Origin of the sequence: Sphingobacterium sp. UBA865 (assembly GCF_002295765.1) — a bacterium.
GTDB classification, from domain to species: Bacteria; Bacteroidota; Bacteroidia; order Sphingobacteriales; family Sphingobacteriaceae; genus Sphingobacterium; species Sphingobacterium multivorum.
Genome location: NZ_DBGB01000013.1, coordinates 43,082 through 68,890, shown reverse-complemented (window position 1 = coordinate 68,890; position 25,809 = coordinate 43,082). Strand labels below are relative to the sequence as shown.

At 40.5% G+C, this 25,809-nt stretch carries 19 protein-coding genes and 1 pseudogene; 16 read left to right on the top strand and 4 right to left on the bottom strand.

Going from position 1 to position 25,809, the window contains the following annotated elements; all coding sequences use genetic code 11:
* Positions 1 to 164 precede the first annotated feature (164 nt).
* Together B2O97_RS07515 and B2O97_RS07510 are read left to right on the top strand one after the other, a co-directional pair.
* Entirely contained in the window at positions 165 to 3,380 is a 3,216-nt protein-coding gene (locus B2O97_RS07515) for a SusC/RagA family TonB-linked outer membrane protein (RefSeq protein ID WP_083295857.1), read from the top strand.
* A 36-nt stretch (positions 3,381 to 3,416) separates the two neighbouring features.
* Positions 3,417 to 5,294, top strand: a complete 1,878-nt coding sequence (locus B2O97_RS07510; protein ID WP_112374115.1) for a RagB/SusD family nutrient uptake outer membrane protein — start codon at positions 3,417 to 3,419, stop codon at positions 5,292 to 5,294.
* A 512-nt stretch (positions 5,295 to 5,806) separates the two neighbouring features.
* Here the strand turns inward: B2O97_RS07510 and B2O97_RS07505 are convergent.
* Positions 5,807 to 7,018, bottom strand: coding sequence for an MFS transporter (locus B2O97_RS07505; RefSeq protein WP_070564519.1), 1,212 nt, complete (start codon positions 7,016 to 7,018; stop codon positions 5,807 to 5,809).
* 88 nt (positions 7,019 to 7,106) lie between these two features.
* On the bottom strand, positions 7,107 to 7,736 hold the full coding sequence (locus B2O97_RS07500; protein ID WP_286710292.1) for a FadR/GntR family transcriptional regulator: 630 nt from the start codon (positions 7,734 to 7,736) through the stop codon (positions 7,107 to 7,109).
* A gap of 234 nt (positions 7,737 to 7,970) precedes the next feature.
* Between B2O97_RS07500 and B2O97_RS07495 the strand changes: the two genes are divergently transcribed.
* The 3 genes and pseudogenes from B2O97_RS07495 to B2O97_RS07480 all read left to right on the top strand — a co-directional run bounded on the left by B2O97_RS07495 (position 7,971) and on the right by B2O97_RS07480 (position 10,800).
* A complete protein-coding gene (locus B2O97_RS07495) occupies positions 7,971 to 8,330 on the top strand; it encodes a hypothetical protein (RefSeq protein ID WP_201639205.1) in 360 nt (119 codons plus the stop codon).
* 368 nt (positions 8,331 to 8,698) lie between these two features.
* Positions 8,699 to 10,494 (top strand): annotated as a pseudogene (locus B2O97_RS25125) (serine hydrolase).
* A gap of 39 nt (positions 10,495 to 10,533) precedes the next feature.
* Positions 10,534 to 10,800, top strand: a complete 267-nt coding sequence (locus B2O97_RS07480; protein ID WP_070564082.1) for a hypothetical protein — start codon at positions 10,534 to 10,536, stop codon at positions 10,798 to 10,800.
* Positions 10,801 to 10,880: 80 nt separating this feature from the next.
* On the opposite strand, the gene B2O97_RS07475 is transcribed toward B2O97_RS07480, so the two are convergent.
* Positions 10,881 to 12,458 carry a Na+/H+ antiporter gene (locus B2O97_RS07475; protein ID WP_070564084.1) on the bottom strand — a complete coding sequence of 526 codons (1,578 nt, stop codon included), beginning with the start codon at positions 12,456 to 12,458 and terminating at the stop codon, positions 10,881 to 10,883.
* 353 nt (positions 12,459 to 12,811) lie between these two features.
* On the opposite strand from B2O97_RS07475, the gene B2O97_RS07470 reads away from it, so the two are divergent.
* Entirely contained in the window at positions 12,812 to 13,756 is a 945-nt protein-coding gene (locus B2O97_RS07470) for a pentapeptide repeat-containing protein (RefSeq protein ID WP_070564086.1), read from the top strand.
* A gap of 152 nt (positions 13,757 to 13,908) precedes the next feature.
* On the opposite strand, the gene B2O97_RS07465 is transcribed toward B2O97_RS07470, so the two are convergent.
* Positions 13,909 to 14,373 carry an Lrp/AsnC family transcriptional regulator gene (locus tag B2O97_RS07465; RefSeq protein ID WP_070564088.1) on the bottom strand — a complete coding sequence of 155 codons (465 nt, stop codon included), beginning with the start codon at positions 14,371 to 14,373 and terminating at the stop codon, positions 13,909 to 13,911.
* 191 nt (positions 14,374 to 14,564) lie between these two features.
* Here B2O97_RS07465 and eat point away from each other — a divergent pair, with 191 nt between their 5' ends.
* From eat to B2O97_RS07415, 10 genes are all read left to right on the top strand, one after another.
* The gene (gene eat, locus B2O97_RS07460) at positions 14,565 to 15,887 is read left to right on the top strand and encodes an ethanolamine permease (protein WP_286767206.1); all 1,323 of its coding nucleotides are present in this window, start codon (positions 14,565 to 14,567) and stop codon (positions 15,885 to 15,887) included.
* Between the two features lie 163 nt (positions 15,888 to 16,050).
* The gene (locus tag B2O97_RS07455; RefSeq protein ID WP_286767205.1) at positions 16,051 to 17,244 is read left to right on the top strand and encodes a glutamine synthetase family protein; all 1,194 of its coding nucleotides are present in this window, start codon (positions 16,051 to 16,053) and stop codon (positions 17,242 to 17,244) included.
* 7 nt (positions 17,245 to 17,251) lie between these two features.
* Positions 17,252 to 18,409 carry an iron-containing alcohol dehydrogenase gene (locus tag B2O97_RS07450; protein ID WP_070564090.1) on the top strand — a complete coding sequence of 386 codons (1,158 nt, stop codon included), beginning with the start codon at positions 17,252 to 17,254 and terminating at the stop codon, positions 18,407 to 18,409.
* A complete protein-coding gene (locus tag B2O97_RS07445; protein ID WP_201303532.1) occupies positions 18,384 to 19,160 on the top strand; it encodes a gamma-glutamyl-gamma-aminobutyrate hydrolase family protein in 777 nt (258 codons plus the stop codon). Before B2O97_RS07450 ends, B2O97_RS07445 begins: the two co-directional genes overlap by 26 nt.
* Positions 19,138 to 20,517 (top strand): aldehyde dehydrogenase family protein, encoded by a 1,380-nt coding sequence (locus B2O97_RS07440; RefSeq protein ID WP_236560200.1) that lies wholly within the window; start codon positions 19,138 to 19,140, stop codon positions 20,515 to 20,517. Before B2O97_RS07445 ends, B2O97_RS07440 begins: the two co-directional genes overlap by 23 nt.
* A gap of 267 nt (positions 20,518 to 20,784) precedes the next feature.
* Positions 20,785 to 21,273: an NUDIX hydrolase gene (locus B2O97_RS07435; protein ID WP_070564092.1), complete on the top strand. Its 489-nt coding sequence runs from the start codon at positions 20,785 to 20,787 to the stop codon at positions 21,271 to 21,273.
* A gap of 26 nt (positions 21,274 to 21,299) precedes the next feature.
* Entirely contained in the window at positions 21,300 to 22,001 is a 702-nt protein-coding gene (locus tag B2O97_RS07430) for an HAD family hydrolase (protein WP_286767204.1), read from the top strand.
* A 112-nt stretch (positions 22,002 to 22,113) separates the two neighbouring features.
* Complete coding sequence (locus B2O97_RS07425) at positions 22,114 to 23,841, top strand: amidohydrolase (protein WP_115048700.1); 1,728 nt, start codon at positions 22,114 to 22,116, stop codon at positions 23,839 to 23,841.
* Positions 23,842 to 24,239: 398 nt separating this feature from the next.
* Positions 24,240 to 24,962: a hypothetical protein gene (locus tag B2O97_RS07420; protein WP_083295859.1), complete on the top strand. Its 723-nt coding sequence runs from the start codon at positions 24,240 to 24,242 to the stop codon at positions 24,960 to 24,962.
* Positions 24,963 to 24,971: 9 nt separating this feature from the next.
* Positions 24,972 to 25,703, top strand: coding sequence for a hypothetical protein (locus B2O97_RS07415; RefSeq protein WP_254667679.1), 732 nt, complete (start codon positions 24,972 to 24,974; stop codon positions 25,701 to 25,703).
* Positions 25,704 to 25,809 lie beyond the last annotated feature (106 nt).

The following is a 25,809-nucleotide window of genomic DNA, read 5'->3' as shown; positions in this document are numbered from 1 at the left end:
TGTTAAATAGTGTAAAAATAACACTTGCAATGTATATTTATTTTCGTATTTTCATGTTAAATAAACAATTATAAATCGCCTCCAGTAGACACCTAAACCGATACGTCTTAGAGGTAAAAAAAATAACTAATTAAACACAAAATTTAAACAATTAAACAGTTTTTATGATTAACTGCCATTATTTCTCAAATCAATGGAAGAGAGCGTTTTGGACTGGATCATTGTGCTCACTAGTGGCCTTGAGTCCCCAAATCGTCGATGCTACAACCCTCGCAAGCTATGGAATTCTCTTTCAGCAGGAGCAAAGTGTTTCTGGAACGGTGCATGATGAATCTGGAATGCCAATTCCTGGAGTAACAGTTTCCGTCAATGGAACAAAGTTAGTAACTAAAACCGACGTTCAAGGTAGATACAAGTTAGACAAAGTCCCCGCAAGTGCGATTATTAATTTCCGGATGGTCGGCAAACAATCTATGGATGAAGCTGTAAAAGGAAGACAGACCATCGATATCACACTTCTTAATTCGGAATCGAATCTCGAAGAAGTCGTTGTTGTTGGTTACGGAAAGCAACGCAAAGAGACTGTCACCGGTGCCGTAGCCACTGTGAAGGGAAGCGATCTAGCACAATCACCGGCATTGAACGTTTCCAATGCATTAACAGGACGCGTCCCGGGCGTTACAGCAACCAACGGGAGCGCCGAGCCTGGCTACGATGGTTCCAATATCAAAATCCGGGGAACGAATACACTGGGTAATAGCAGTCCCTTAGTCGTTATTGATGGAGTTCCTGCGCGTGAAGGAGGAATTGATCGTATTAATCCCCGAGATATAGAAAATATCTCGGTTCTAAAAGATGCTTCTGCTGCTATTTATGGAGCCAGGGCAGCCAATGGGGTTATTCTCGTTACGACAAGAAGAGGAAAAACAGGAAAACCGCAGTTTTCTTATACGTTCAACCAAGGGTATTCCCAACCTACCGTTATTCCTAAATTAACAGATGCCTCCCAGTTTGCGGCAATTAGAAATGAACTCGAAATTTATAACCTCCCTGTTGAAGAATGGTCTGCTGCTTATACAGCGATCAACGAGAAAGGCAGTTACAATAAACAAGGTGGAGGAGTTTTGGATGCGCCGTTTAAACCAGAAGATATCCAAAAGTTCAAAGACGGATCAGATCCTTGGGGGCATCCCAATACTGACTGGTATAAAGCTACGCTAAAAAACTGGTCACCTCAACAGCGCCACAACCTCCAAATCAATGGCGGTACTGAGGATGTCAAGTATCTGATGTCTTTGGGGTATCAAAATCAGGATGCCTACTATAAAAATTCGGCTACAGGTTATAAACAGTATGACTTAAGGATCAATCTGGACGCCAATATAAGTCAGTATATCAAAACACAATTTGGTGTTTTAGGAAGACAGGAAAACCGAAATTTCCCCACCAAGAGTGCTGGCACGGTCTTTAGAATGCTGATGCGGGGAAATCCAACACAACCAGCAATATGGCCTAATGGAATGCCGGGACCAGATATCGAAAATGGCGAAAACCCCGTGGTAATTACGACCAATGCGACAGGTTACGATCATGATAAACGCTACTATTTTCAAACAAATGGTCAGGTTGAGATTACAAATCCCTGGATAGATGGTCTTAAATTAACACTTAATGCCTCTGTTGACAAATATGTAAAAAATCAAAAAACATGGGTTACACCCTGGACTTTGTATTCTTGGCAGGGCGCTTATGAGGCCGATGGCAGCACACCACAACTGGTTCCTGGAAGACGTGGCCCTGCCGATCCAAATTTAAACCAAAGCAATGAAGATCAACTGAATATCTTACTTGGTGGAATCTTAAGCTTTGAGCGGAAATTTGGTGACCATCAGGTAAATGCTATAGCCGGTATCAACAGAGAAACAATTGATAATGATAAATTCAGCGCGTATCGTCGCTATTTTCTTTCAAATGCGATCGACTATCTTTTTGCCGGTGGAGAACAGGAAAAAAATAACGATGGATCTGCATGGAAAAGAGCGCGGCTAAATTACTTTGGGCGATTTGGCTATAATTATAAAAGCAAGTATATCGCAGAATTCCTTTGGCGTTATGACGGATCGTATATGTTCCCTGAAAGTGAAAGGTTCGGTTTCTTTCCAGGTGCCATGGCGGGATGGGTCGTGTCGGAAGAGAATTTCTGGAAGGAAAATGTCCCTGTGATTAATTATTTCAAGATCCGTGCGTCATATGGCCAGATGGGTAATGACAACATCTACTATGATGATAAATTACAAGAATATCAATATTTTTCAACCTATTCCTTTGGTACTTATATCGTCAATGATAAGCTAGCCAAAACCCTTTTTGAAAGCCGTGTTCCTAATGAGATGATTACTTGGGAGGTTGCCAATAACTATAATTTAGGGTTTGATTTTCAATTTTTACAAGGAAAGCTGAATTTCGAGTTTGATATTTTTAAAAATCGCCGTAATTCCATTCTATGGAGAAAAAATGCGTCAATACCACAAAGTACAGGGATGACATTACCGGCAGAAAATATTGGCAAAGTGGATAACAAGGGTTGGGAATTTAACTTAGGTTATCGTGGCAAGGTGGGAGATTTGGGGTACACGGTTGGTGTGAATGGTGGTTATGCTAAAAACAAAATTATCTTCTGGGATGAAGCCCCGGGCGCCCCTGCATGGCAGCAAAGTACAGGTAAACCTATCAAAACGGATATTTATTATGTCTATGACGGCGTATTCCGTGACATGGAAGATATCGCCAACAATAAATTGGACTATAGTGCCATTACGAAAACTTTACGCCCTGGAGATATGAAATATAAAGATTTCAATGGTGACGGAAAGATTACCCCCGATGATAAAGTAAGACGAGACAAGAATAGTGACCCAACATTTCAGGGAGGTTTCAATTTTAGTCTGACCTATAAGGATTTTGACTTATCGGTACTATTTCAAGGAGCTACAGGAGGAGAGATACGTGTAGGAACAGATGAATCTGGATCGATCGGAAATTTTGTGGAAGAATTCTATGATAAACGCTGGAGCATCAGTAACCCAAGTAGCGTTTATCCACGTTTGACAGACCGTGGCAATCAATATTATTCTTATAACAATACCTATTGGATGCGGAGCACCGATTATTTGCGGCTTAAAAATGTGGAAATAGGATATAATCTGGCCTCAAGCATTTGTAGTAAAATTGGCATTGGTTCTTTACGGCTATATGCAAATGGCATGAACTTAATGACGTGGAGTAAGATCAAAATGTATGACCCAGAAGCCGTTAATGCATTAGGGCAATATTATCCGCAGGCAAGATTGATTAATTTTGGCGCATTATTATCGTTCTAACCAACTGTCATATTAAGAACTTAACGAAGAATAAAAATGAAAAAAATTAAGAATATATCACTTATACTACTTGTACTTTCTGCATCATTACAAGCTTGCAATGATGATTTTGTGAGCACGAAGCCACTCAGTGAAGTTCCACAGGAGATCGTTTGGTCGGATGCTGGTTTGTCTGAGGCTTTCGTGACAGAAATCTATAACGGTTTTGGAGTAGGAGGCTTTTATGAGCAAGAAATGGCATCCATGACCGACGAAGCCTTATTTACACACCCTAATCGGGGCATAAATACCGTGACCGAATCTCGATCAAATCCAGCTGATCAAGGCTATATTATGGATACTTACGAATACGGTCGCATGTATACGCGCATCCGGGCAACTAACATTGCCATCTCCAATTTGAGTGCACCCAAGTTTGACAAAGCAAAAGCCGATAAGCTGTTAGGCGAAGCTTATTTCCTGCGTGGGTATTATTATCAACAGCTCTTACGCTTTTATGGTGGCATCCCCATCGATAATAAGATATATACATTGAACGATAAAGACTATATGGTTCCGAGGAATAGCTATGAGGAGTGTGTCAATGCCATCGTGAAAGATCTAGACAGCGCAGCTCTTTTGTTAAAGGGCAGTTCATCAACAAAGGGACGTGCAAATGAAACTGCAGTATTGGCCTTAAAATCAAGGGTATTACTCTATGCTGCCAGCGATCTCCACGATGCGGGTAAAGCCAAAGCAAAATCAACATTATTGGCAGGGTATAAGAATCCAGAATATCTAATGTACACGAGTGGCAATCAGGTGGAGCGTTGGACAAAAGCAAAAGCCGCAGCAAAAGCCGTACTGGATCATACAGAATTCGCCTATAAGTTAGACCTAACTCAACCCGCTTCGCCTAATGAGGGTACTGCCAACTATATGGCCGTATCGTTAGGAGGGGGGAGCAAGACAGTTGATTTTACAGCAGGAAAAGATATTATTCTGGGGAGATTCTTTATTGACGAAAAGGACGAACGTGGTGGCTGGGTAGGGCGAGACAACGGTCCAAATGGCTATCATAACTGGGCCGGAAATACACCGATACAACTCTTGGTAGACGACTACGAGACTATTGATGGCCAAAAATTCAGTTGGTCAAATCCTACTATGGCAGCCAGCCCTTATCAAAATCGTGACCCACGTTTAAAGGCAACAATTTTATACGACGGTGCGGATTGGAAACCTAGGACAGCCGATGTCGCTGAAAGAGATAAGGCGAATCAAATCCAAACAGGTCAATACGAAATAATGAATGCCAAAGGACAAAAGGTTATCCAATTTGGCCTTGACACAAGAAAAAGCCCGATTGAAGATTGGAATGGTTCACGGACAGGATATTATATTCGTAAATTTACAGATCCGGACCCTACAATGCAGGATCAAAACACAAGACAGCGCATTCCCTGGCCAATGTTTCGCTATACAGAGGCGATATTGAACTATGTAGAAGCATGTCTTGAATTAGGAGAAGAGAATGAAGCTAAAACATGGTTAAACAAAATCCGCTTTAGAGCTGGAATGCCTGCAATTCCAACCGCCGAAACCGGAGCGGCTCTAAAAGCACGTTATAGAAACGAGCGCCGTATTGAATTAGCCTACGAGGAGCATCGCTTCTTTGACGCGCGACGCTGGATGATAGCCGCGGAAACTATAGGTCGTAAAGCAAATATTATAAACATCACGGGAACCCTTAAGGCGGGTAAAAATGTAACTCTTTATCAATATAATCCCGATAACTACACCTATACCTATACGGTATCCAATATTGATCCAGGTATCGAAAATAGGAACTGGGATGACAAGATGTACTACACGTCTTTGCATCGCGATGAGGTTAATCGAAATACAAAATTGATCCAAAATCCAGGTTACTAGTATTTAAAGAAGCTGTCCAAATGTGCTGTGCCCCCGGAAAATGTCTAACTTTTTGGGGGCACTGCATTTTTTTGGACAGCTTTTTTTGCGGCTAATTTTTAATACGTGAATAGGTCCAATTTTAGTAACTATGCTGTATTGATAAGCGACAGGAATAAGTTTCAGTATATGCTGCTAGTGGCGGCAATATGCCTTAGATACCTATTGTGTTCGTACCTGCTTCGGACAAGCTTCGGAGCTCACCAGATAAGGATTAGCTATTGGCCAGTTCCTGACCAGTATTTTCCTGTTCGGAGACTGGTCAATGACTGTTCAGCATCTGTACGGAATCTATTGATGATCCGAAGAAAGTACGAAGCAGGTACGAAGCAAAGGGCTTCCCACTCGCTTATTTTGGTTATTTTTCATCGAATTTCACCATAGCTCTTTGGACAGGTTGAAACTTTCTCTGCTATTCAAAAATAGTTTCCACAAAACAAGTGACAAACTTTTCGGACACACGGATTATATAATTACTTTTTCTGCTGACTTATATTAGGTAATAGCCCTGTAACTACTCCGATTAATGGAAGATAAGCACAGATATTAAATACATATTCGATTGAGGTTTGATCTGCAAGCCAGCCCAGAACTGCTGAACCAATTCCCCCCATACCAAAAGCAAAGCCAAAAAATAAACCAGCAATCATTCCGACCTTTCCTGGGATGAGTTCTGTCGCATAGACCAAGATAGCAGAGAATGCAGACGATATAATAAGACCTATTAAAATAGCGAGGATAATGGTTAGCCCTAGACCAACGTGTGGCAATAGTAATGTGAACGGAGCCGCTCCGAGAATCGATACCCAGATAATTAGTTTACGCCCATAGCGATCTCCCAATGGCCCCCCTAATATAGTTCCCGCAGCTACAGAAGCAAGAAATATAAATAAGTATATTTGAGATTCCTGAACCGAAACATGGAATTTATTGATCAAATAGAAGGTGAAATAACTGGTCATGGAAGCCATGTAAAAATATTTGGAAAAAATGAGTACCAATAAAATTACAAGTGCAAATACTACTTTTGATTTTGGCAGGTCGGCTTTTGAAGCACCAACAGCAGTTGTTTGTGTCTTAGGCTTGAGATGTATTTGATACCAATTACCGACATAAGTAAGAATCATAACGGCTACAATGGCCAATACGCCAAATACACCAATGTATTGTTGGCCCAAAGGGATCACAATAAGCGCTACAAGAAGGGGACCTATCGCACCACCAGCATTACCACCGACTTGGAAGATAGACTGCGCGAGCCCCTTTTTGCCTCCGGAAGCTAAATGAGCAACTCGAGAAGCTTCAGGATGAAATATAGACGAACCCATGCCAATAAGACTTACAGAAAGGAGAATGTAGATAAAGTTTGACGCAAAAGAAATGCATATCAATCCTGCTAAAGAGAAAAGCATACCGACAGCGAGTGATCGTGGTGTAGGGTTTTTATCTGTATACAAACCAACGAAGGGTTGCAAAATAGAAGCAGTAAGCTGAAAAACCAACGTTATAATACCAATTTGGGTAAAACTAAGCGCATAATTTGATTTTAACATGGGATATACTGCCGGGATGACCGACTGAATCAAGTCGTTGAGCAAGTGTGAAAGACTAATCGCAAATAAAATCGGATAGACGGTTTCGGAGCTTTTCCAAGATCCACTCGGGTTTAAAGATTGTGTTTTCATAAAAGAAATATTCATCAGGTCATCTGATGTTTTAATTGATAAAAATAAAGTATATTGAGATTGATGATTTGCATATGCTATAGGAAAATTACAGCTGTTGGATAATTCGGTTAGCAATATCAACAGCTTTTTTCACTTCTTTATCTTTGATTGCCAACATCAGTTCCTCGTGTTGCTGTTGTGAAGTTAAGAAGGGTACTGTATCCTTATAAATAGTCATGAAGAACTTATTGACATGTTCAGATAAAGTTGTATATAAAGCGGTCAAAATACTATTTCCACATGATTCAGCAATTGCACTGTGAAAGGCAATATCGGCATCCACGCACGCCATCAAATTTCCCATTTCGGCATATTTTGCTCTATTTTTGAGCGCTTGAGCCATATCCTTGAGGCCTTTCGAAGTACGATTTAAGGCAGCTTTTTCAATAATTCGCAATTCCAATACGTGTCTAACTTCAAAAATATCGTTAAAATTGGCTTTTTCAATTTTTGAGTCAAGAGCATGATGACCTGTGCTACTTTTAACAAAAGTACCAAGACCTTGTTGTACATTGAGATAGCCTGATTGACTTAAATATTTGACCGCCTCACGAATGCTGGATCTGCCCACAGCAAATTGTTTCATCAATTCTGGTTCCGTAGGAAGTTTAGATTCTACCGGGAATTCACCTAATTTTATTTTTTCTTCTATTGCCGCGGCAACTTCCTCTGCCAAGGATCTTCGTACGATAGCTTCAGTCTTCATATAGTCATATCATCTGATGATTGCAAAGGTAGTAGAATTTTTTGAATTCTTAGTTATTTTCAAAAATTTGATCAAACCAACCGAATATTGTTACGACTACATCAGATATTTATTACAGTGTTTACAGTGCCAAATTTATTGGCAGTTTTAGGTTTATTAACAGTGAGGCTGGTCCTCCAATGTATTTATCAAAAACTTAGTAACATGAAAAAATTAATGATGAGCGCCGTAGCCTTGGCTTTAATGTCATCTGCTACTTTTGCGAAAACGGGGCCAAAAGCGGCCGACAACAGCCTTGTTGAAAAATCAACGATTTACAAATCACAAACTGGAAAAGCTAATTTGAATATCGTGAGCGAAGCCAAAGAGATCAAGCTCGGAAAGTCTCGTACGCTATGTAGATTGACGATGAGTATCTATAATACAAGCGGTCAGTTGATCGAAACTCAGGATCTCACGTACACCAGCTATGGAGCCAATGATATGTATTATAGCAGCTGTGGAGCATGGTTTAGTGCTACCATTCAGAATTATCAAAACTATTATGGTAATCCGAATCATTAAGTATCAATTAATCAAACAATGTAACGGGGCTAGTATGCCCCGTTTTCATTTTTCCACAATTCAACCAAAAGGAAACTTCTATTGGCGATCCTAATACGACAATGAAGATGCTACTGTATGCGAACATGCTATGGGGCTGACAGCTGATGATGTTAGAAAAGCGAGATACCGCTTAGTAAAAATAAATTGATCGTATTCGGNNCCGAATACGATCAATTTATTTTGGAATACTATTGCATAATATTGTTTTACAGTGATTTATGGTTTTGGCAATAAAATTGGCATCTACTGTCAATGAAGAATTACAAAGAAGCGAGCAAGAGATAGGAGAGACGCTTCGTATCACCATTTAAACGATCATAAATAAAATGAAAGCTTTACCAATTACTGGAATTTTTGCGATACTAGTGTCAACCGCATGTGCTCAAACGACCCCTCAAAAAATAAAGGAGATTTCTCATGTCGAATCCAGTCTCATACCGCCTGTTCGTTTTGAGGGTGAGCCGGCCTGGAATATTAAATCGCGCATGGAATTTTATCAGGTTCCAGGTGTAAGCATCGCCGTGATAAAAAACGCTGAAATATTATGGAGCAAAACGTATGGTTTTGCCGATCTCGATTCGAAAACACCAGTTAGGTCAAACACCTTATTTCAGGTGGCGTCCATGAGCAAGCCCGTAAGTGCATACGCTGCATTGAAGGAAGTGGAGCTTGGCAAGTTGGCATCCAATGCCGATGTGAATTTATACCTGAAATCCTGGAAAATACCCGAAAATAATTGGACCAGAGCGAAAAATGTTACACTCAAAAATATCATTAGCCACACTGCGGGACTTACTGTAAGTGGGTTCCCGGGCTATCGGACAACAGACCCAATTCCTACAGCGGTAGAAGTACTGAGTGGTCTAAAGCCTGCTAATACACCAATGGTGTATGTTGATAAACTTCCTGGCTTAAATTTTCGGTATTCAGGCGGTGGCTATACCGTACTTCAACAGATGCTCGTTGATATTGAAGGGAAAGATTATAGTAGCATAATGGAAGAAAAGGTACTCTCACCTTTGGGTATGAAAATAGCACTTTTGCCCAGCCTCTTCCTGAGTTGAAAAAACAATTTGCGGCGACGGCTTATACTGTAGATGGTAAAAAAGTCGAAGGAAGATATCATGTCTACCCAGAGCAGGCGGCTGCTGGCTTGTGGTCAACAGCAGAAGATTACGCTAGATTCGTGATCGATATTCAACGGACCTTAAATGGCAAAAGTAATGCTGTTATTTCCAAGAAGACGGCCGAAGAATTCACAAGCCCCTATATTGAATCTATTATAGGATTAGGTGTCTTTCTGGAAGATTACGACGGTTCATCTTTTTTTTGCCATGGTGGATGGAACGAAGGCTTTAGCTCCTATTTTGTTGGAAATAAAACAAGCGGTGATGGCGTAGTTATTCTTACAAATACAAACAAACCTGAATTTATCAACGAACTTGTCCGAGCGGTTGCACTAACCTATCAATGGCCCAATTACCTGGCCCCAATAAATAAAATTTTGCCGCTCAGTTCTCAAGAACTGAATGTCAATAGTGGACGTTATCGATCTGGCAAATACGGTGTTATAAGGGTCTATAGTCAGAGTGGCAAGCTTATGTCAGTCCAAAATCTAGACAAGCCTGTAGAGTTGGTTAAAGTGTCGGCAAATACTTTTGTTATGCGAGATCGAAACGTGAACGTAGTATTTTCAAAGGATACCGAAAGCGGTCAATATGAGCTTGTACAGGTTTTGCGTGATAAAAAGATTTATTCCAAAAATCCGAAAGTCAATGCAAATGACCGGACTCCACTAGAGCTTATTTTAGAAGGAAATTTCGAGGATGGATTAAAAGCTTTTCAAAAAGCAAAAGAACAGGATAGTGACGATGAGTTGCTTTCAGAAGGTTTCCTGAACGGTGCAGGTTATGAATTGCTCAATCAGCATAAAATAAACCAAGCTATTGACATATTTAAGGTGAATACGGTGCTATATCCTAAAAGTGAAAATGTTTATGATAGTTTAGCGGAAGCCTACCTGAAATCTGGACAAATAGATAGTGCCAAGAAGAACTATCAAAAAGTTCGCGAAATTAATCCTAAAAACGAAAGAGTAAGTAAGATTTTAGAAACGTTATAACACAAATATAATGAGCCATATTTTTGTTAATTTGCGAGCATGTCAAATCAAGCTAATAATTATCAATTGTTTTCCAAAGAAATTCTCTCACTTTGGAAGAGCCAGGATGTATCATATGTTAAAGTAGAAGAATTATCCATTGTTGAAGGAATCACTTTTTTTGAACTTATACCAGATTCCGAACTTTTGGATGAAGGTGGGGTAGAAACACTCTATGCCATAGATTCTGAAGATGTAGCGGATATGTTGGTGTTTAGCAAGTCTATTCGTTTTGTTGTTCACGACATTTATTTGGATGAAGACTAATAAATTAGTTATTTATGATCGACAATTCAATCTGCATTGTCGATCATAAATGTACGGCAGTAGGCTGAGCTAGGGATAAATTAGCTTCTCATATTCAACCTTTCTTCCTGAAGATCTAACAAACGAAGGTGTTTACGGATAATCTCTTCGTCCAATAAAAGTTCTTCGCGGTTTTTATTGATAAGCCAAATACGCTGTGTTTCAAGGATATCGATATAGATTTTACGGTATTCGGCATAATTAATGATAATCTCGGAGCTCCGCAACTGATTTTCATACTTCTGTAGTTGATCCTTTAAGGTCGGAAAACTTTCAACTTTGTCCGCGTAATCATTACGAATCTTGTCAACGGCGACTTGAGCCAATCTATTCTGAATTTCATAATCGATCTCCTTTTCACTTCTTACAAAATCTCTATCTACTAATTTGATTTTCCTCAAGATAAAAGGGAGGGTTAACCCTTGAACAAGTAAGGTTAACAGAATCACAACAAATGTGATGAAAAGAATGAGATTCCTTTGAGGAAAAGGAGTTCCGTCGGCCAAAGTTAATGGGATAGATAGCGCTGCTGCCAAAGAAACGACGCCACGCATTCCAGTCCAGCCGATAATCATTGGCGTTTGCCAACCAGGCGATTGATCGTCTGCAACCGTTATAAAATTTCTCATGATCAAGGTCGTAATTACTGCAGCATACCCTGCAAAAATTCGTACAAGAATAAGGACTATTGTAACGGCGACGCCATAGCCAATAGCAGTGGAGATATTGGTATCACCCAATCCAGATACAATTTCCGGTAAATCTAATCCGATAAGCATAAAGACAATGCCATTCAGCAGAAAGCAAAAGCTTTCCCATACGGTCACTGTCCGGATCCGGGATGCACTGCTCAAAAAATCGTGACTACGATACGAGAGAAATAAGCCGCCACTGACAACCGCAAGAACCCCAGAAGCATGAAGTTGTTCTGCGATCAAATACATCGAGAAAGGTGCAATAAAAGTTAGCAATATGTCTGTATTGGAATCGGTTGGTAAAAGTTTGTGCATTTTCAGAAAAACATAGGCAATTGTAAGTCCGATTCCCACTCCGCCAATACACATCCAAATAAAGCTCCCGGCCGCTTGGTACCATACATACTGCCCAGTAGCAGCAGCAATCATTGCAAAGCGAAAAATTATTAGTGAGGAAGCATCATTCAACAAACTTTCACCTTCCAATATGGACGCCAGCCTTTTGGGTACCTTCACGAATTTTAAAATTGCACCGGCACTAACCGCATCAGGAGGGGAAACTATTCCGCCCAATAGAAAACCGAGAGCTAAGGAGAATCCCGGGATAAAATAGTTGGCAAAAACGGCAACGGACAATGCTGTAAAAAAGACCACAACAAAGGCAAAGCTGAAGATAATCCGGCGCCATCGCCAGAGTTCTTTCCAGGAAGTTGACCAAGCTGCCTCGTAGAGGAGCGGCGGTAAAAAAATAATGAATATCAATTCGGGTTCTATCTTTATAGGGGGAACTCCCGGGATAAAACTTATTACAAGTCCCGCTAATACGAGTAAAACAGGGTATGCAACCTGAATTTTTCTCGCCAGCATGATCAACATCGTAATTAGTAGGACTAAAAAAAGGTAAAACTCAAAATTCTCTAACATATGTAAATTTTAGGTATATAAATATAGATCAAATTTCTAGAAATATTTAAACTAGCTTGGCGGTATTCATGGTGGTAGATCTTCCTAAATTAGTTAAAGTTTGTCTTTCTCATAACCCACGATCTAAAATATGGGATGGCATTATTATAAAGAAAGGCCCGTCTTTGAGAAGTTTTACTTAAAATATAGTTTCAATAACAGTATAGGACAATACTCTAGGAATAACAACCCGAAGCTGTTCGAATACAACGATAAGTAGCATAATTACAACTAGAGGTATTTCCCTTTTCGCGATAATTACAGATTAGCCTCAATATATTTGTAAAGTTGAACATCATCAATAAACAATAATTATGGATAACAAAACATTAGGTAATAATATTGCCAAAGTGCGGAAAGAGCGAAATATGTCGCAAGCACAGCTTGCTGAACTTTTATTCGTCAGCCCCCAAGCAGTTGGAAAATGGGAGCGGGGAGAGTCTTTACCAGACTTTTTAACAATACATAGACTTGCGGAAATATTCGCAGTCGATCTAAACTACTTCGCCGAAAATTCGAAATTAGGAGATAGCGTAGCAAGTCAAAAGGTGGTCATTGGCACTTTAGATGACACGAAAGGAAATTCTCTGGAAGAGGCAAAATTTTCTGATACGGGACAAAAGCCGCTACTGACAGATTTTAGCGGTAACACGCTAGCCGAAACTGATTTTTCTGGCGTAAATGCGCCAAAGAGAAAATTTCTCGGAAGTGAGCTGCGTGGCACAGACTTCAGTACAGCAGATTTCACGGCAAGCATTTTTAAAGGAAGTGATATCCGCGATGCTAATTTTGATTCGTCGAACCTTACGGACTGTACATTTTCTGCTAGTAATATGACGAACGCAAATTTCAACAAGACCGTTCTCGCACGTACAGAATTTTATGCGTCGGAGTTGAACAATGCTAGATTTAATAGTATAAAGCTGACAGATGTCAAATTTACGGCGTCGGATCTCAGAAAAACCATTTTTGAACACTGTGAGTTCAATGGTGTTTGCTTTAAGTCCTGTGATATGAAAGGCATAAGCTTTGATGGGCAAGTATTTGTCGACGTAAAATTCGATAATGCAGACCTAGCAAACAGTTCATTTAGAGGGGTTATTCTTAGAAATGTTTCCTTTCGGCCCACGTTTGCGCTTACCAATAAATATTATAAGAGTATTAAAACAATCGATTTTGACGGGGCCTCAATGGACAAATTAACCTACGCAGCTCTTAAGGGAGTAGGCGTATCGCTTGAGAATATTGTGCTCTTATAAACAACACGATACAAATAGAAGGCATGGTTCTGCAAGTATGAACCATTGCCTAAGTGTAGGTGCCATACCAATGAAACCCATCAATTCCGGGAAATTAAATTAGGAGAGTCGTCAGCGCAGCATAGTAAAGCTAAAATATGCTAAACTAATTATCAAAGAAAGATTGGGAGACGGGTTGTATTCACGATTTCTTTCATGACAAAATAACTTTCCATATGTCTGATTCCCTTGATTGTTGCCAGTTTATTAAAATTGAATTCATGATAGTGATCAACATCCCTAACCATCACCTTTATTTGATAGTCAAATGCACCCGTTACGTGGAAACACTCGACTACTTCTGGAAATTTTTGTATCTCCTCCATAAATAACAAGGCACTTTCATTGGAATGTTTTTCCATACTAATGGATACAAGGACCATTAGATTAAGATCAAGTTTTCTTCTGTCCAGCAGAAAGACTTTCTGTTTGAGAACGGAGGTTGCCATTAACTTCTTAATACGTTCGTAAACGGGAGTCATGGATAAATTAACACGGTCAGCTATTTCCTTGTTACTTATGTTCGCATCCTGTTGCAAAAGGTCCAGAAGCATGAGGTCTTTCTCATCCAATTTCATTATCGTAGTAAATTAAATCTAAAAAAACTATATCTATGACTGTAGTTAGATCGTAAACACTAGTAAATAAAATACAACCATATTATTTTACTAAAATAGCCATAATTACAGATATATAATACTATCATTTAAACTATATGTAGTAAATTTAAATTAATTAATTACTATCATTTACCAACCTAAATAAAATTATGAGTGAGCCTCAATTAAAAAAAGTCCTTGGTCCGGTTATGTTATGGGGATTGGGTGTAGGCTATGTTATCTCGGGAATGTATTTTGGATGGAATCTCGGTTTGGCAGAAGGCGGCACATTGGGATTGGCCATTGCTACAGTGTTCGTTATTATCATGTACCTTACATTTAACTTCAGCTATACAGAGATGGCGTGTGCGATCCCTAAGGCTGGCGGAGCCTTTGAATATGCCAATCGAGGATTGGGCAAGCATTTGGGATTTGTCGCCGGTATTGCACAAAATATCGAGTTTGTTTTTGCTCCGCCTGCTATTGCTGCTGCTATAGGTGCTTATCTACATTTATTGCATCCTTCGGTTGACTATCTTATTTTTGCCATTGGGGCCTATGTGATTTTCACTTCAATGAATATACTGGGCGTAAAGCTCGCTGCATCATTTGAATTGGTCGTAACTGTTCTTGCGGTTATCGAATTACTAATATTTGCCGGTGTTACATTTCCGGCTTTCGAATTTTCCAACCTTGAGCACAACGCATTGCCCAATGGCTTCTCGGGTATTTTTGCAGCTATTCCGTTTGCCATCTGGTTTTTTCTCGCTATTGAAGGTGTAGCGAATGTTGCTGAGGAAACGATCAATCCACAGAAAAATGTATTAATCGGCTTTGGATCGGCCATCGTAACTTTAGTTGTGCTTTGTATCATTACATTTTTGTCGGCGGTGGGTGTCGGCGGCTGGGAGGCTGTTGTTTATCCTGTCGGAAGCACTGAACCCTCCGATTCACCATTGCTACTTGCCATTGCACATGTCATTGACAATCGCCATATTCTCTATAAACTACTTATAGGCGTTGGTCTTTTGGGTCTTATAGCCTCATTTCATGGTATCATTCTCGCTGGTGGCAGAGCTACCTTCGAATTTGGGAGAGTGGGGTATGCACCGTCGATTCTTGGAAAAGTACATCAACGATTTAAGACTCCGGCCAATGCACTCTTAATCAATATGGCTATTGGCATCATAGCATTATTGACCGGAAAGACCGCAGGTATTATTACCATCGCATGTTTTGGGGCAATCTGTCTTTATATAATATCCATGTGGTCATTTTTTGCCTTGCGAAAAAAGGAACCCGATTTGGAACGCCCATTCAAAGTTCCATTGTATCCGCTGTTTCCGGCAATTGCATTTATTATTGCTGTCGTGTGTCTCATTGCAATGATATATTATAACCCCTTGACAGCTCTATTATTCTTTGGGCTTGTCATCTTATCATACCTCTATTTCCTAATCTTCCTTGACAAGGACAAAACCATCAAATTATGATAACTAAAAATGAAATTATTGCCAAATTAACAGCAAGCACAAGTACGCACGTTAAAGTTGCCGTCGCTGATATAGACGGGGTGCTCCGTGGGAAATTTATGCATCGGGATAAGTTTATCTCTGCACTGGACAATGAATTTGGGTTTTGCTCGGTGGTGTTTGGATGGATGTTAACGATCAGGTTTATGACAATGTGGAAATTACAGGCTGGCATACAGGATACGGCGATTTCCCGGCGCGTATTGATGGAAATACATTTCGACAGATTCCCTGGCAAGAAGATATTCCCTTTTTTCTAGCTGATTTTGAATCTCCGCTTTCTCGGGACCAAAATGTGTGCCCAAGATCACTCCTTAAAAACATAATTGCACAGGCGGAGACTGCCGGATTTAAACCAATTTTTTCACAGGAATTTGAATGGTTTAATTTCGTGAAAGCCGATAATGCCGCTCCCCAAAATAGTTTTAGAGATATGACACCGATAACATCTGGTATGTTTGGTTATTCCATCTTACGGATGTCTGACAATTACGGATTTTTTCAGGATCTTTTGGCTATGCTCGAAAGATTCGGTGTACCTCTTGAGGGGCTACATACGGAGACCGGGCCAGGTGTTCTGGAAGCTGCGATCCAATGTAGTGATGCTCTTGAAGCTACGGATAGGGCTACGCTCTTTAAATCTGCGGTTAAGGACATCGGAAAAAAACATAATATCACGGCGAGTTTTATGGCGAAACAGACCAAGGACTTACCAGGCTGCAGCGGCCATGTGCATCAAAGTCTTTGGGATCTCAACAAACAGAACAACCTCTTTTATGATAAAGAAGATGAACTCGGAATGAGCCAGTTGATGAAGCATTTTCTTGCGGGGCAATTGTATTGTTTACCTGATATTCTACCGTTATTGGCGCCCACTGTTAACAGTTATAAAAGGCTGACTGAAGGAGCATGGGCACCGACAACCCTGACTTGGGGCATAGATAATCGTACCACAGCACTCCGCGTCATCGACGGTGGTCCCAAAGCCACACGCATTGAACACCGTGTTGTCGGTTCAGATGTGAACCCTTATTTGGCAGTAGCAGCATGTTTGGCTAGCGGGTTGTATGGCATCAAGTATAAATTGCCATTGGATAATCGACATACTAGCGGTAATGGTTATAAAGATCTGCAACACGGCGTGTTACCAAGAAACCTCCACGATGCGACCGCTCGAATGGCGCAATCGCAAATAGCCTCCGAGCTATTTGGCCAAAAGTTTGTCGATCATTTTTGTAAATCACGGTTATGGGAATGGCGACAATTTTCTGAGCAGGTCACAGATTGGGAAACAAAAAGATATTTTGAAATTATTTAACTGAACAATGGATACAGCAAAAATTTACGGTTTTAATTTTCCGACACCGATCCGTTTCGGTGCTGGAGTGATCGACGAGCTACCAGACTATTTATTGACCAATGGACTTAATCGCCCTTTACTGGTAACGGATCCGACTATCGCCCAACTACCATTTTTTAAGGGAGTCCAACAAAAGCTGACGAACAAAGGGATCGACGTTATTGTCTTTCATGATTTGCATAAAAATCCAGTAAAATCTGATGTCCTCTTGGGAGGAGATGTCTTTAGAGGGCAAAATAGAGATTCAATTATTGGCGTTGGCGGTGGAGCAGCACTCGACGTAGCACGGGCAATTGCCTTGCGCGCAAATCATCATCGTGATTTATTTGATTACGACGATCTGATCGGTGGCGATATCTATGTGACCAACGAGATACCACCATTGATTACTGTACCTACGACCGCCGGGACTGGGAGTGAGGTGGGGCGTAGTGCTATTATTTCAGAAGATGAAACCAAGAAAAAACGAATTCTGTTTAGTCCCAGATTGATGGCAAAAATTGTATTTGCCGATCCTTTGCTTACAATGGATCTGCCACCGTTTATTACGGCAGCAACGGGAATGGACGCACTTACCCACAATATGGAAGCCTATTTGGCCAAAGGGTATCATCCGATGTGTGATGGTATAGCGCTTGAAGGAATGGCCATGGTGGCGACGTCTATTGAGTGTGCTACGAAAGAATCAGACTTGCCATCCCGCTCCAAAATGCTTTTGGCATCATTGATGGGAGCTGTTGCTTTTCAGAAGGGATTAGGAGTCGTTCATAGTTTAGCGCATCCGCTGTCCTCGCTCCTTGATACCCATCATGGACTGGCCAACGCGGTGAATCTTCCTTATGGAATGCAGTTTAATTATGTCGGTTTTGAAGATCGTTTCGATAAGATGGCCATGGCTTTAGGGCTCGGTAGTCATGCTGGAGACAGGGTTGTAGACTATCTGTTTGACCTCAATGTACGTTTGGGACTGCCTACACAATTATCTGCGATAGGCGTGCAAAAGGAACATCTGCAACCGTTATCAGAACTGGCGTTTGCAGATTTCTGTCACCCATCAAACCCCAAGCCCGTTAGCAAAGCAGATTTTCTTGCAATTTATGAAACCGCTTACGAAGGAAAATAATATGTTAAAAATCGGTATTAGTGCGTGTTTTTTTTATCCAGACCCCGAGAGGACGGTCTTTGGACACAAATCACTGAGCTATATGGAAAATGATATGGTTCGATGGATAACTAAAAAAGGCGTTCTTCCTATATTATTGCCGGATCTTGAAGAATCATTATTAGCGGACATCTTACACCAGATGGATGGCATAGTTCTTCAAGGTGGAAGCGATATAGCACCCCAGCATTATGGAGAAGAGCCTATCGGACCCTGGAAAGGAGACCCTTATCGGGATCAATATGAGCTAAAGATATTGGATTATGCCATCAGAAATCATAAGCCAGTCTTAGGTATCTGTCGGGGATTTCAGTTAATGAACGTCTATTTTGGAGGCACAATGTATCAGGATATCGGTAGTCAGCTTCCTCAGTCGGCTGTACATCGTTCAGCAAGTCTATACGACACCATCAATCATCCCGTACATATAGAACCAGGAACACTTTTCGACAGACTATATGGCCATGTTGCCAATCCATTGGTCAACACTGTACATCATCAGGCTATTAAAGATCTTGGCCGTGATCTCGAAGTCTTTGCGCGCTCGGAAGACGGATTTATCGAAGCATTTGGTTATACCAAAGAAGCGGCCGGGAAAGTGATGGGTGTACAATGGCATCCCGAATTTTCCCAAACACAGAAGGGAATACTTTTAGATGAAAATTTAATTCTTAATGTTTTTATCGAACATGCAAGACAACATAGAAATTAGAAATCCTGCAACCGGTGCTGTAGTAGCAACGTTGCCTTCAACCACAACAGTTGAATTGGAAAATACACTCTCCTTACTAAGACAGGGACAGCAAAAATGGGCCAACGTTCCTTTGAGGGATCGTTTAGCGTGCATCATACAATTTGGGGAGCTGATCTTGGCGAATAAACAGGAACTTGCGGAGATCCTTACCAAGGAGACGGGCAAACCCATCACACAATCGCTTAATGAAATTAACGGAGCACAAAACCGTATTGAGCATCTTCGAAAAAATGCTGAAAGATGGCTTTCAGAAGAAATTATTGTAAATGAGGGGGCTACACTAGAACATATTCGCTATGAACCACTTGGTGTCATTGCCAATATTTCTGCATGGAATTTCCCTTATAATGTGGGCTTTAATATTTTTCTGTACGCCTTGGTTGCGGGCAATGCCGTGCTCTATAAACCTTCTGAATTTGCTACGCTGACCGGATTGCAGTTTGCAAAATACCTTTATGAAGCCGGTATACCTGATGATGTATTTCACTGTGTTGTTGGAGATGGGAGGATTGGCGAGCATATCTTATCATTGCCATTGGATGGCTATTTCTTTACTGGATCCTATAAAACTGGAGTACATATTGCTAGGGCCGTAGCGCATAAATTAGTTCCAGTCCAGCTTGAGCTAGGCGGAAAGGATCCACTATACGTAACAGAAGATGTGAAAGATATAAAACAGGCGGCAGTGTCGGCAGCTGAGGGCGCTTTCTACAACAATGGGCAGAGCTGTTGTGCTGTTGAACGTATCTATGTTTCAGAACAGATATACGATGAGTTTGTCGAGGCATTTATTGAGGAGGTAGCTTCCTATCAGGTTGGCGATCCATGCGCTGGAGACACATTTATCGGTCCTTTAACGAGGGCTGCTCAGCTGGACGTCCTTGAAGATCAAGTGAAAGATGCCCTTGAAAAGGGAGCAACACTACGGTTGGGCGGACATGTATTAGAAGGTAAGGGATATTATTATGCTCCCACAGTATTTGAGCACTGTAATCACAACATGCTACTTATGCGTGAAGAGACTTTTGGTCCGTTGATAGGTATACAAAAGGTAACTTCAGACGAAGAGGCAATTACGTTGATGCAGGATACGACCTATGGCCTTACTGCAGCGGTGTTTTCGTCCGATCAGGATAGAGCAATGAATATCCTTAGCAAAATGGATACAGGAACGGTATATTGGAACTGCTGTGATAGGGTAAGCCCTAATGTGCCTTGGTCCGGAAGACGAAATTCTGGCTTAGGTTCGACCTTATCGGCTCAAGGTATACGAGCATTTGTTCAGCCTAAAGCCTATCATTTAAGACCCGCATAATTTAATGTTTAATTCTATGGATATAGCCCATTATGCCGATCGTTCATTGGATAATGGGCTTTCCCTCAAAAATAAATTTCGGTACCCCATGAGAGTGAGTGCGTAAAGATTATGGGGTCCGCTTCATGGAAAAGTGATCGCCAAGGTGACTTATGCCGATGCAATAGATATGCAAGTCCTTACTGAGGAGAGATAGACTGAATGAATTCGCTAAAATACTTGAAGACTCTCGCAACATTTTCTATTTTTGTTACAAACAGAAAAGAAATGAGCACTGAAGTGACAGGTTTGAAGCGTGTAGCCACACTATGTATATTAAGAAATAAAGATAAGTTTCTATTGTTAAAGCGCCTTAAAGAACCCAATAAAGATATGTATGTTCCCGTTGGTGGGAAATTAGACCCATTTGAAAACCCGGATGATGAGGTAGTTCGTGAAGTCATGGAAGAAACAGGGATCCATATCACGTCAAAACAATTTTGTGGCATGTTAACCGAAACATCACCGATCAATTACAATTGGATCAGCTATGTATATGTATCCGATATCGAATATGTAGAGGCCCCCTATTGTAATGAGGGTGACCTCGAATGGATCGCTGCAGACGAACTGGAATCTATTCCGACCCCTTTAACCGATCTTTATATTTATGATTATGTGGCTAAGGGAAAACTGTTTGCTTTTAATGCCGTATATGATTCAGACCTAAACTTGACCGGGTTATGGGAACAATATAATGGCATCAAGATCAAGTAAACTACTTAAATTGAATTAAAATTAGAATGATTATCAATAAAACTGCCATTAAAGTCATCGCATTCGATGCAGATGATACATTATGGGTAAACGAACCATATTTTCAAAAAGCAGAACATGATTTTTGTGCGCTGTTAGAAAATTATCTTCCACAGCATGCAGTATCAAAAGAATTATTTGAAACAGAAATGAATAACCTGTCCCTCTATGGGTATGGTGTGAAAGGCTTTATTCTTTGTATGATAGAGACTGCCAGCCGTATTTCGGCAGGACAGTTATCGCTGAAGACAATAAACAAAATCATAGCGATTGGACAAGATTTATTAAAGATGCCGATTGAATTATTGGAAGGTGTTGAAGATACGTTGGTAAGGCTGAGTGCACATTATAAGCTAATCGTAGCCACAAAAGGCGACCTTTTGGATCAGGAAAGAAAGCTGAAAAATTCGGGTCTCCAAAAGTACTTCCATCATGTGGAAATTATGAGTAACAAGAAAAATGACGATTACTCAAAATTATTAAGAAAAATTGAATGCCCCGCTGAAAATTTTATCATGATCGGAAATTCAATCAACTCCGATGTTCTGCCTGTTTTGGCATTGGGGGGACAGGCAATACATGTCCCTTACCATGTGACTTGGACACATGAGCAAGCTTGTGATGAGGTTAAACCAAGCAATTTCCTGCAGGTAGAAAGTCTAGATCAACTGTTACCGATTCTGCTTTAATCGAAAATGCGCATCTAGATGCGCATTTCTTCTACCGGCTGTTACCCAGCAAAGAGCTGCGAAACAATTAACTGTTTTCTGTTGTTATTCATCAGTACAGTTAACCTCTCACATGGCAATTATTACAAAATATCTATTTTTCCTTTTACCCTTTTTTATTTTAAGCTGTAAGAGCAGTCAGCAAAAAGGGGATACGTTCTATTTTGGTGGAAATATTATTACGATGGAAGATGATTTTCCCCAGGTAGATGCGTTAGTAGTAAAAGGCGGGAAAATTCTTTTCGTCGGTAGCCGGAAAGAAGCGGCCCCCTATGTAGGGGAAAACACGAAACAGATCGATTTAAAGGGAAAAACTTTACTGCCTGGCTTTATTGATGCCCATGGCCATATCACTTCAAGAGCAGGAATGGAACAGGCAATAGATTTATCGCCCAGTCCATATGGTACCGTTAATTCAATACCAGATCTTCAAAAGACTATATTATCAGTTATTAAGCGAACAAAATTAGGCGCGTCTGTTCCTGTATTAGGAAATGGTTACGATGATGCTATCATGCGTGAGCATCGCCATCCGACTCGTCAGGAATTGGATGCGATCAGTACGACAAATCCTATTATTGTCATTCATGCTTCTGGTCATGCAAGTGTTGCCAATAGTGCGATGTTGAAGTTATTAGGTATTGCCGAAAATGTAAAAGACCCGGAGGGGGGACATTACGGCCGAAGCCCCGATAATCGACTAAACGGCAAACTAGAAGAAAATGCCTCTTTTGCCGCACTGGTGAAGTTGACGAATATGATTCCCAAGCCTCAACAGGCCAAAAATGAGCTATCTCAATCCCTAAAAGATTTTGTCAAAGCGCAAGACGAATGGCTTAGTTATGGGCAGACAACAATCTGTGACGGACGTTCGATGGGAGTGGGGGTTGGCCTGTTGAAGGAAGCAGCTTCGAAAAATCTTCTAAAGGCAGATGTGGTTTATTTTCCGGATTTTGAAGCAAACAAAGCCGAATGGAAATCCTTTAAACCCAATTACATGAAATACGAAAAGCGTTTGAAATTTGGTGGATTTAAATTTTCGGATGATGGTTCGCCTCAGGGGAAGACAGCTTGGTTGACAGAACCATACCTAGTTCCACCAGAAGGTCAACCGGCAGATTACAAAGGCTTTCCAATCTTTTCGGACCAGACCCTCTACAATGATTTAAAAACAGTGTTTTCAAATCATATTACGGCACAACTACATGTTAATGGCGATGCGGCTATTGATCAGGTACTTCGTGTGATCGGCAGATTGAAAGCCGAAGGAATTTATAAGCCTGAGCTTAGGGCAACCTTGATACATGTGCAGAACAGCCGCCCCGATCATATCGCCAAGATAAAAGATATCGGTGTTATTCCTTCCTATTTTTCATCCCATGTTTACTTATGGGGAGATTGGCACTATCAAAGTGTTTTTGGTCCCAAACGTGCGGCGTTTATTAGTCCAGCTCAGTCGGCAAAAAAAGCGGGAATACTGTTTACCATCCATCATGATAGCCCAGTAACACCTCCAGATCTATTGACCGGGGTGTATGCTGCAGTCAATCGGACGACACGTTCGGGAATGTTGTTGGGGCCAGATGAACGTATTGATGTCAGGGACGCGCTCAAAGCAATTACCATCAACGCTGCCTATCAGTATCAGGAAGAAAAAGATAAAGGGTCTCTTAAAAAAGGAAAACTAGCTGATTTGGTTATTTTGGATCAAAATCCATTAACAATTAATCCCCAAAAATTACGGGACATCAAAGTAATTGAAACAATCAAAGAAGGGAATACCGTCTTTAAGCGAAATTGATCAATCTGTCAATCCCATAATAAAACAGCATTGTAAACTCATTTTGATTCGCGATTGTTTGGAAAAACCCACTATTGTACTGTTAGTTGCCACTCTGCTGGACTAGTGACGATGAGTCGAAGTCATCGTTTTCAAGAGGATCAAATGTTGGGATAAAACAGGAGAGTTGTATAGTAATACAACAGCGTCAAGTCTTCATCCTTTAAAGAAATAGCGAATAATAAATCGCCACATGCAAATATTAAATGGTCTTAAACTTTTGCGGCTTGTGGCCTATTTTTACACGATGATCGATTCATGATGTCACTTTTGAACAAACAATAGATCTATTTCATCATGCAACGCAGGGAGGGTTATCTTAGATGGAATCCTGTTTTTACTAAAATCCAGAAATAATTATGAAATCGCTATTGATATTTCTTTTTTCGATAAACCTTGTTTACGGTCAATCTACACCAAATTTGACAGTAGGTTATGGAGATCGCTATGATAGCCTTCCCAAATTAGTAATCAAAGCAGCTACACCAGAAGACTATCATAAAGCATTTAGCTCCAACATTATCAATAAAACTCCTGCTGTTGAACGGAAAAGCTTTGTGATTCCTACAGGCAAAGGCAAGCTAAAGTTCAGGAAATATAGTTTTTCAGCCGGTTATGGTGATGGATTTAAGGGTTGGGCGTATAAAGGCTATCTTCCCAAACTGAAAATGCATATTCTCGTAAGCAATCATGTTGCTGAATCATTAGGTTTTAGCGATTTAGTTTTACTCGATAGCATCAACGGTAGTCAACATACAATTGCTTCAGTCGGCGACGGTGCAGTTGAAATACCAATTCCATCTCCAAACGGAGATTTTCTTGCTTATTATTATAATGAGGTCTATGCTGCGAATAGTTGCTTTATAGGGGTACTTGCTGTCCGCAAAGAAAAGGCTCCTTTCCGGATCAAACTTTCCGAATACAACAGTTTTGAAACGGACAATTGGGCGGTGGAAAACATCAGATGGATCGATAGCATGACGATTATCATAAAAGCATATACGCTTAAAAAAGTTGCCAATGAAAATATTAAGCAGTTTGCGTACTACACTGCCCGGTTAAGCAAAGAAAATACAAACTAAGGTATAGAGATGAACATACAACAAAATATCATCATGCTAACTGTTGCTGCAATTTGCTCTTGTAACAATCCTAGCGTACCCCTACAAAAACGGGATGTTAAGCAATCAGAACATCCTATTGACGGAGAAGTAGTGATATCCAGGCAGCAGATAGATACGGTCCCCGCCTCGCATACCACGAATGAGGTTAAGACAACAACATCCATAAAGTTCAATGAATTTGTCGTTTCGATTCAAGGTATGGCCATTTTTGATCCAGAAAGGATGGATCGACTACAACGTGATACCGTAGAAATCGAAGCAGAAGTCGGGGAAAGCATCGAGGGAACTTATATTTCTATTTTAAGTGATCAGGTCCGTGACTTGAAGGTGGAACAACGCTATGAAACCAGCGTAACTATTATGAATGAAGGTCCCCATTGTGATCTTACCGAATGGAAACATTTTAACTCAGACTGGAAGCCTTTAAAACAAAATGGGAATGGCCTTTTTCTAAGTGAAGAATATACTGATCAGGATCATCGGACCTTTCCCAGCGTATCTATGGACGAATTGAAACAAAAAGTAAAAGAGCAGTGTGGTGAAGAATGGTTTAAACTTTTGACTAAAGTAAAATCGCTATCTGAATATCCATCAGCAGTCGGTATAAGCCGTTATTTCTTACGGATCGCATGTCGTCTTAAAGATAACGGTAAAAAAGTTACCAAATTAATCATTATCAAAACTCCAATGGGATGTTAACAGCTTAATTGCTGAATCACAACACCAGGATTTTCCAAGTTATAAATCTATACAAAGAGATTACGAAAAAAGTAATGCTTTCAAAAGATTCAGTATTTTAACACCG

What these genes read in the sequence shown, in the direction of transcription:
- B2O97_RS07515 (WP_083295857.1), top strand. Translation starts at nt 165, where the DNA reads ATGATTAACTGCCATTATTTCTCAAATCAATGGAAGAGAGCGTTTTGG.
- B2O97_RS07510 (WP_112374115.1), top strand. Translation starts at nt 3,417, where the DNA reads ATGAAAAAAATTAAGAATATATCACTTATACTACTTGTACTTTCTGCA.
- B2O97_RS07505 (WP_070564519.1), bottom strand. Translation starts at nt 7,018, where the DNA reads ATGAAAACACAATCTTTAAACCCGAGTGGATCTTGGAAAAGCTCCGAA.
- B2O97_RS07495 (WP_201639205.1), top strand. Translation starts at nt 7,971, where the DNA reads ATGAAAAAATTAATGATGAGCGCCGTAGCCTTGGCTTTAATGTCATCT.
- B2O97_RS07480 (WP_070564082.1), top strand. Translation starts at nt 10,534, where the DNA reads ATGTCAAATCAAGCTAATAATTATCAATTGTTTTCCAAAGAAATTCTC.
- B2O97_RS07475 (WP_070564084.1), bottom strand. Translation starts at nt 12,458, where the DNA reads ATGTTAGAGAATTTTGAGTTTTACCTTTTTTTAGTCCTACTAATTACG.
- B2O97_RS07470 (WP_070564086.1), top strand. Translation starts at nt 12,812, where the DNA reads ATGGATAACAAAACATTAGGTAATAATATTGCCAAAGTGCGGAAAGAG.
- B2O97_RS07465 (WP_070564088.1), bottom strand. Translation starts at nt 14,373, where the DNA reads ATGAAATTGGATGAGAAAGACCTCATGCTTCTGGACCTTTTGCAACAG.
- eat (WP_286767206.1), top strand. Translation starts at nt 14,565, where the DNA reads ATGAGTGAGCCTCAATTAAAAAAAGTCCTTGGTCCGGTTATGTTATGG.
- B2O97_RS07455 (WP_286767205.1), top strand. Translation starts at nt 16,051, where the DNA reads ATGGATGTTAACGATCAGGTTTATGACAATGTGGAAATTACAGGCTGG.
- B2O97_RS07450 (WP_070564090.1), top strand. Translation starts at nt 17,252, where the DNA reads ATGGATACAGCAAAAATTTACGGTTTTAATTTTCCGACACCGATCCGT.
- B2O97_RS07445 (WP_201303532.1), top strand. Translation starts at nt 18,384, where the DNA reads ATGAAACCGCTTACGAAGGAAAATAATATGTTAAAAATCGGTATTAGT.
- B2O97_RS07440 (WP_236560200.1), top strand. Translation starts at nt 19,138, where the DNA reads ATGCAAGACAACATAGAAATTAGAAATCCTGCAACCGGTGCTGTAGTA.
- B2O97_RS07435 (WP_070564092.1), top strand. Translation starts at nt 20,785, where the DNA reads ATGAGCACTGAAGTGACAGGTTTGAAGCGTGTAGCCACACTATGTATA.
- B2O97_RS07430 (WP_286767204.1), top strand. Translation starts at nt 21,300, where the DNA reads ATGATTATCAATAAAACTGCCATTAAAGTCATCGCATTCGATGCAGAT.
- B2O97_RS07425 (WP_115048700.1), top strand. Translation starts at nt 22,114, where the DNA reads ATGGCAATTATTACAAAATATCTATTTTTCCTTTTACCCTTTTTTATT.
- B2O97_RS07420 (WP_083295859.1), top strand. Translation starts at nt 24,240, where the DNA reads ATGAAATCGCTATTGATATTTCTTTTTTCGATAAACCTTGTTTACGGT.
- B2O97_RS07415 (WP_254667679.1), top strand. Translation starts at nt 24,972, where the DNA reads ATGAACATACAACAAAATATCATCATGCTAACTGTTGCTGCAATTTGC.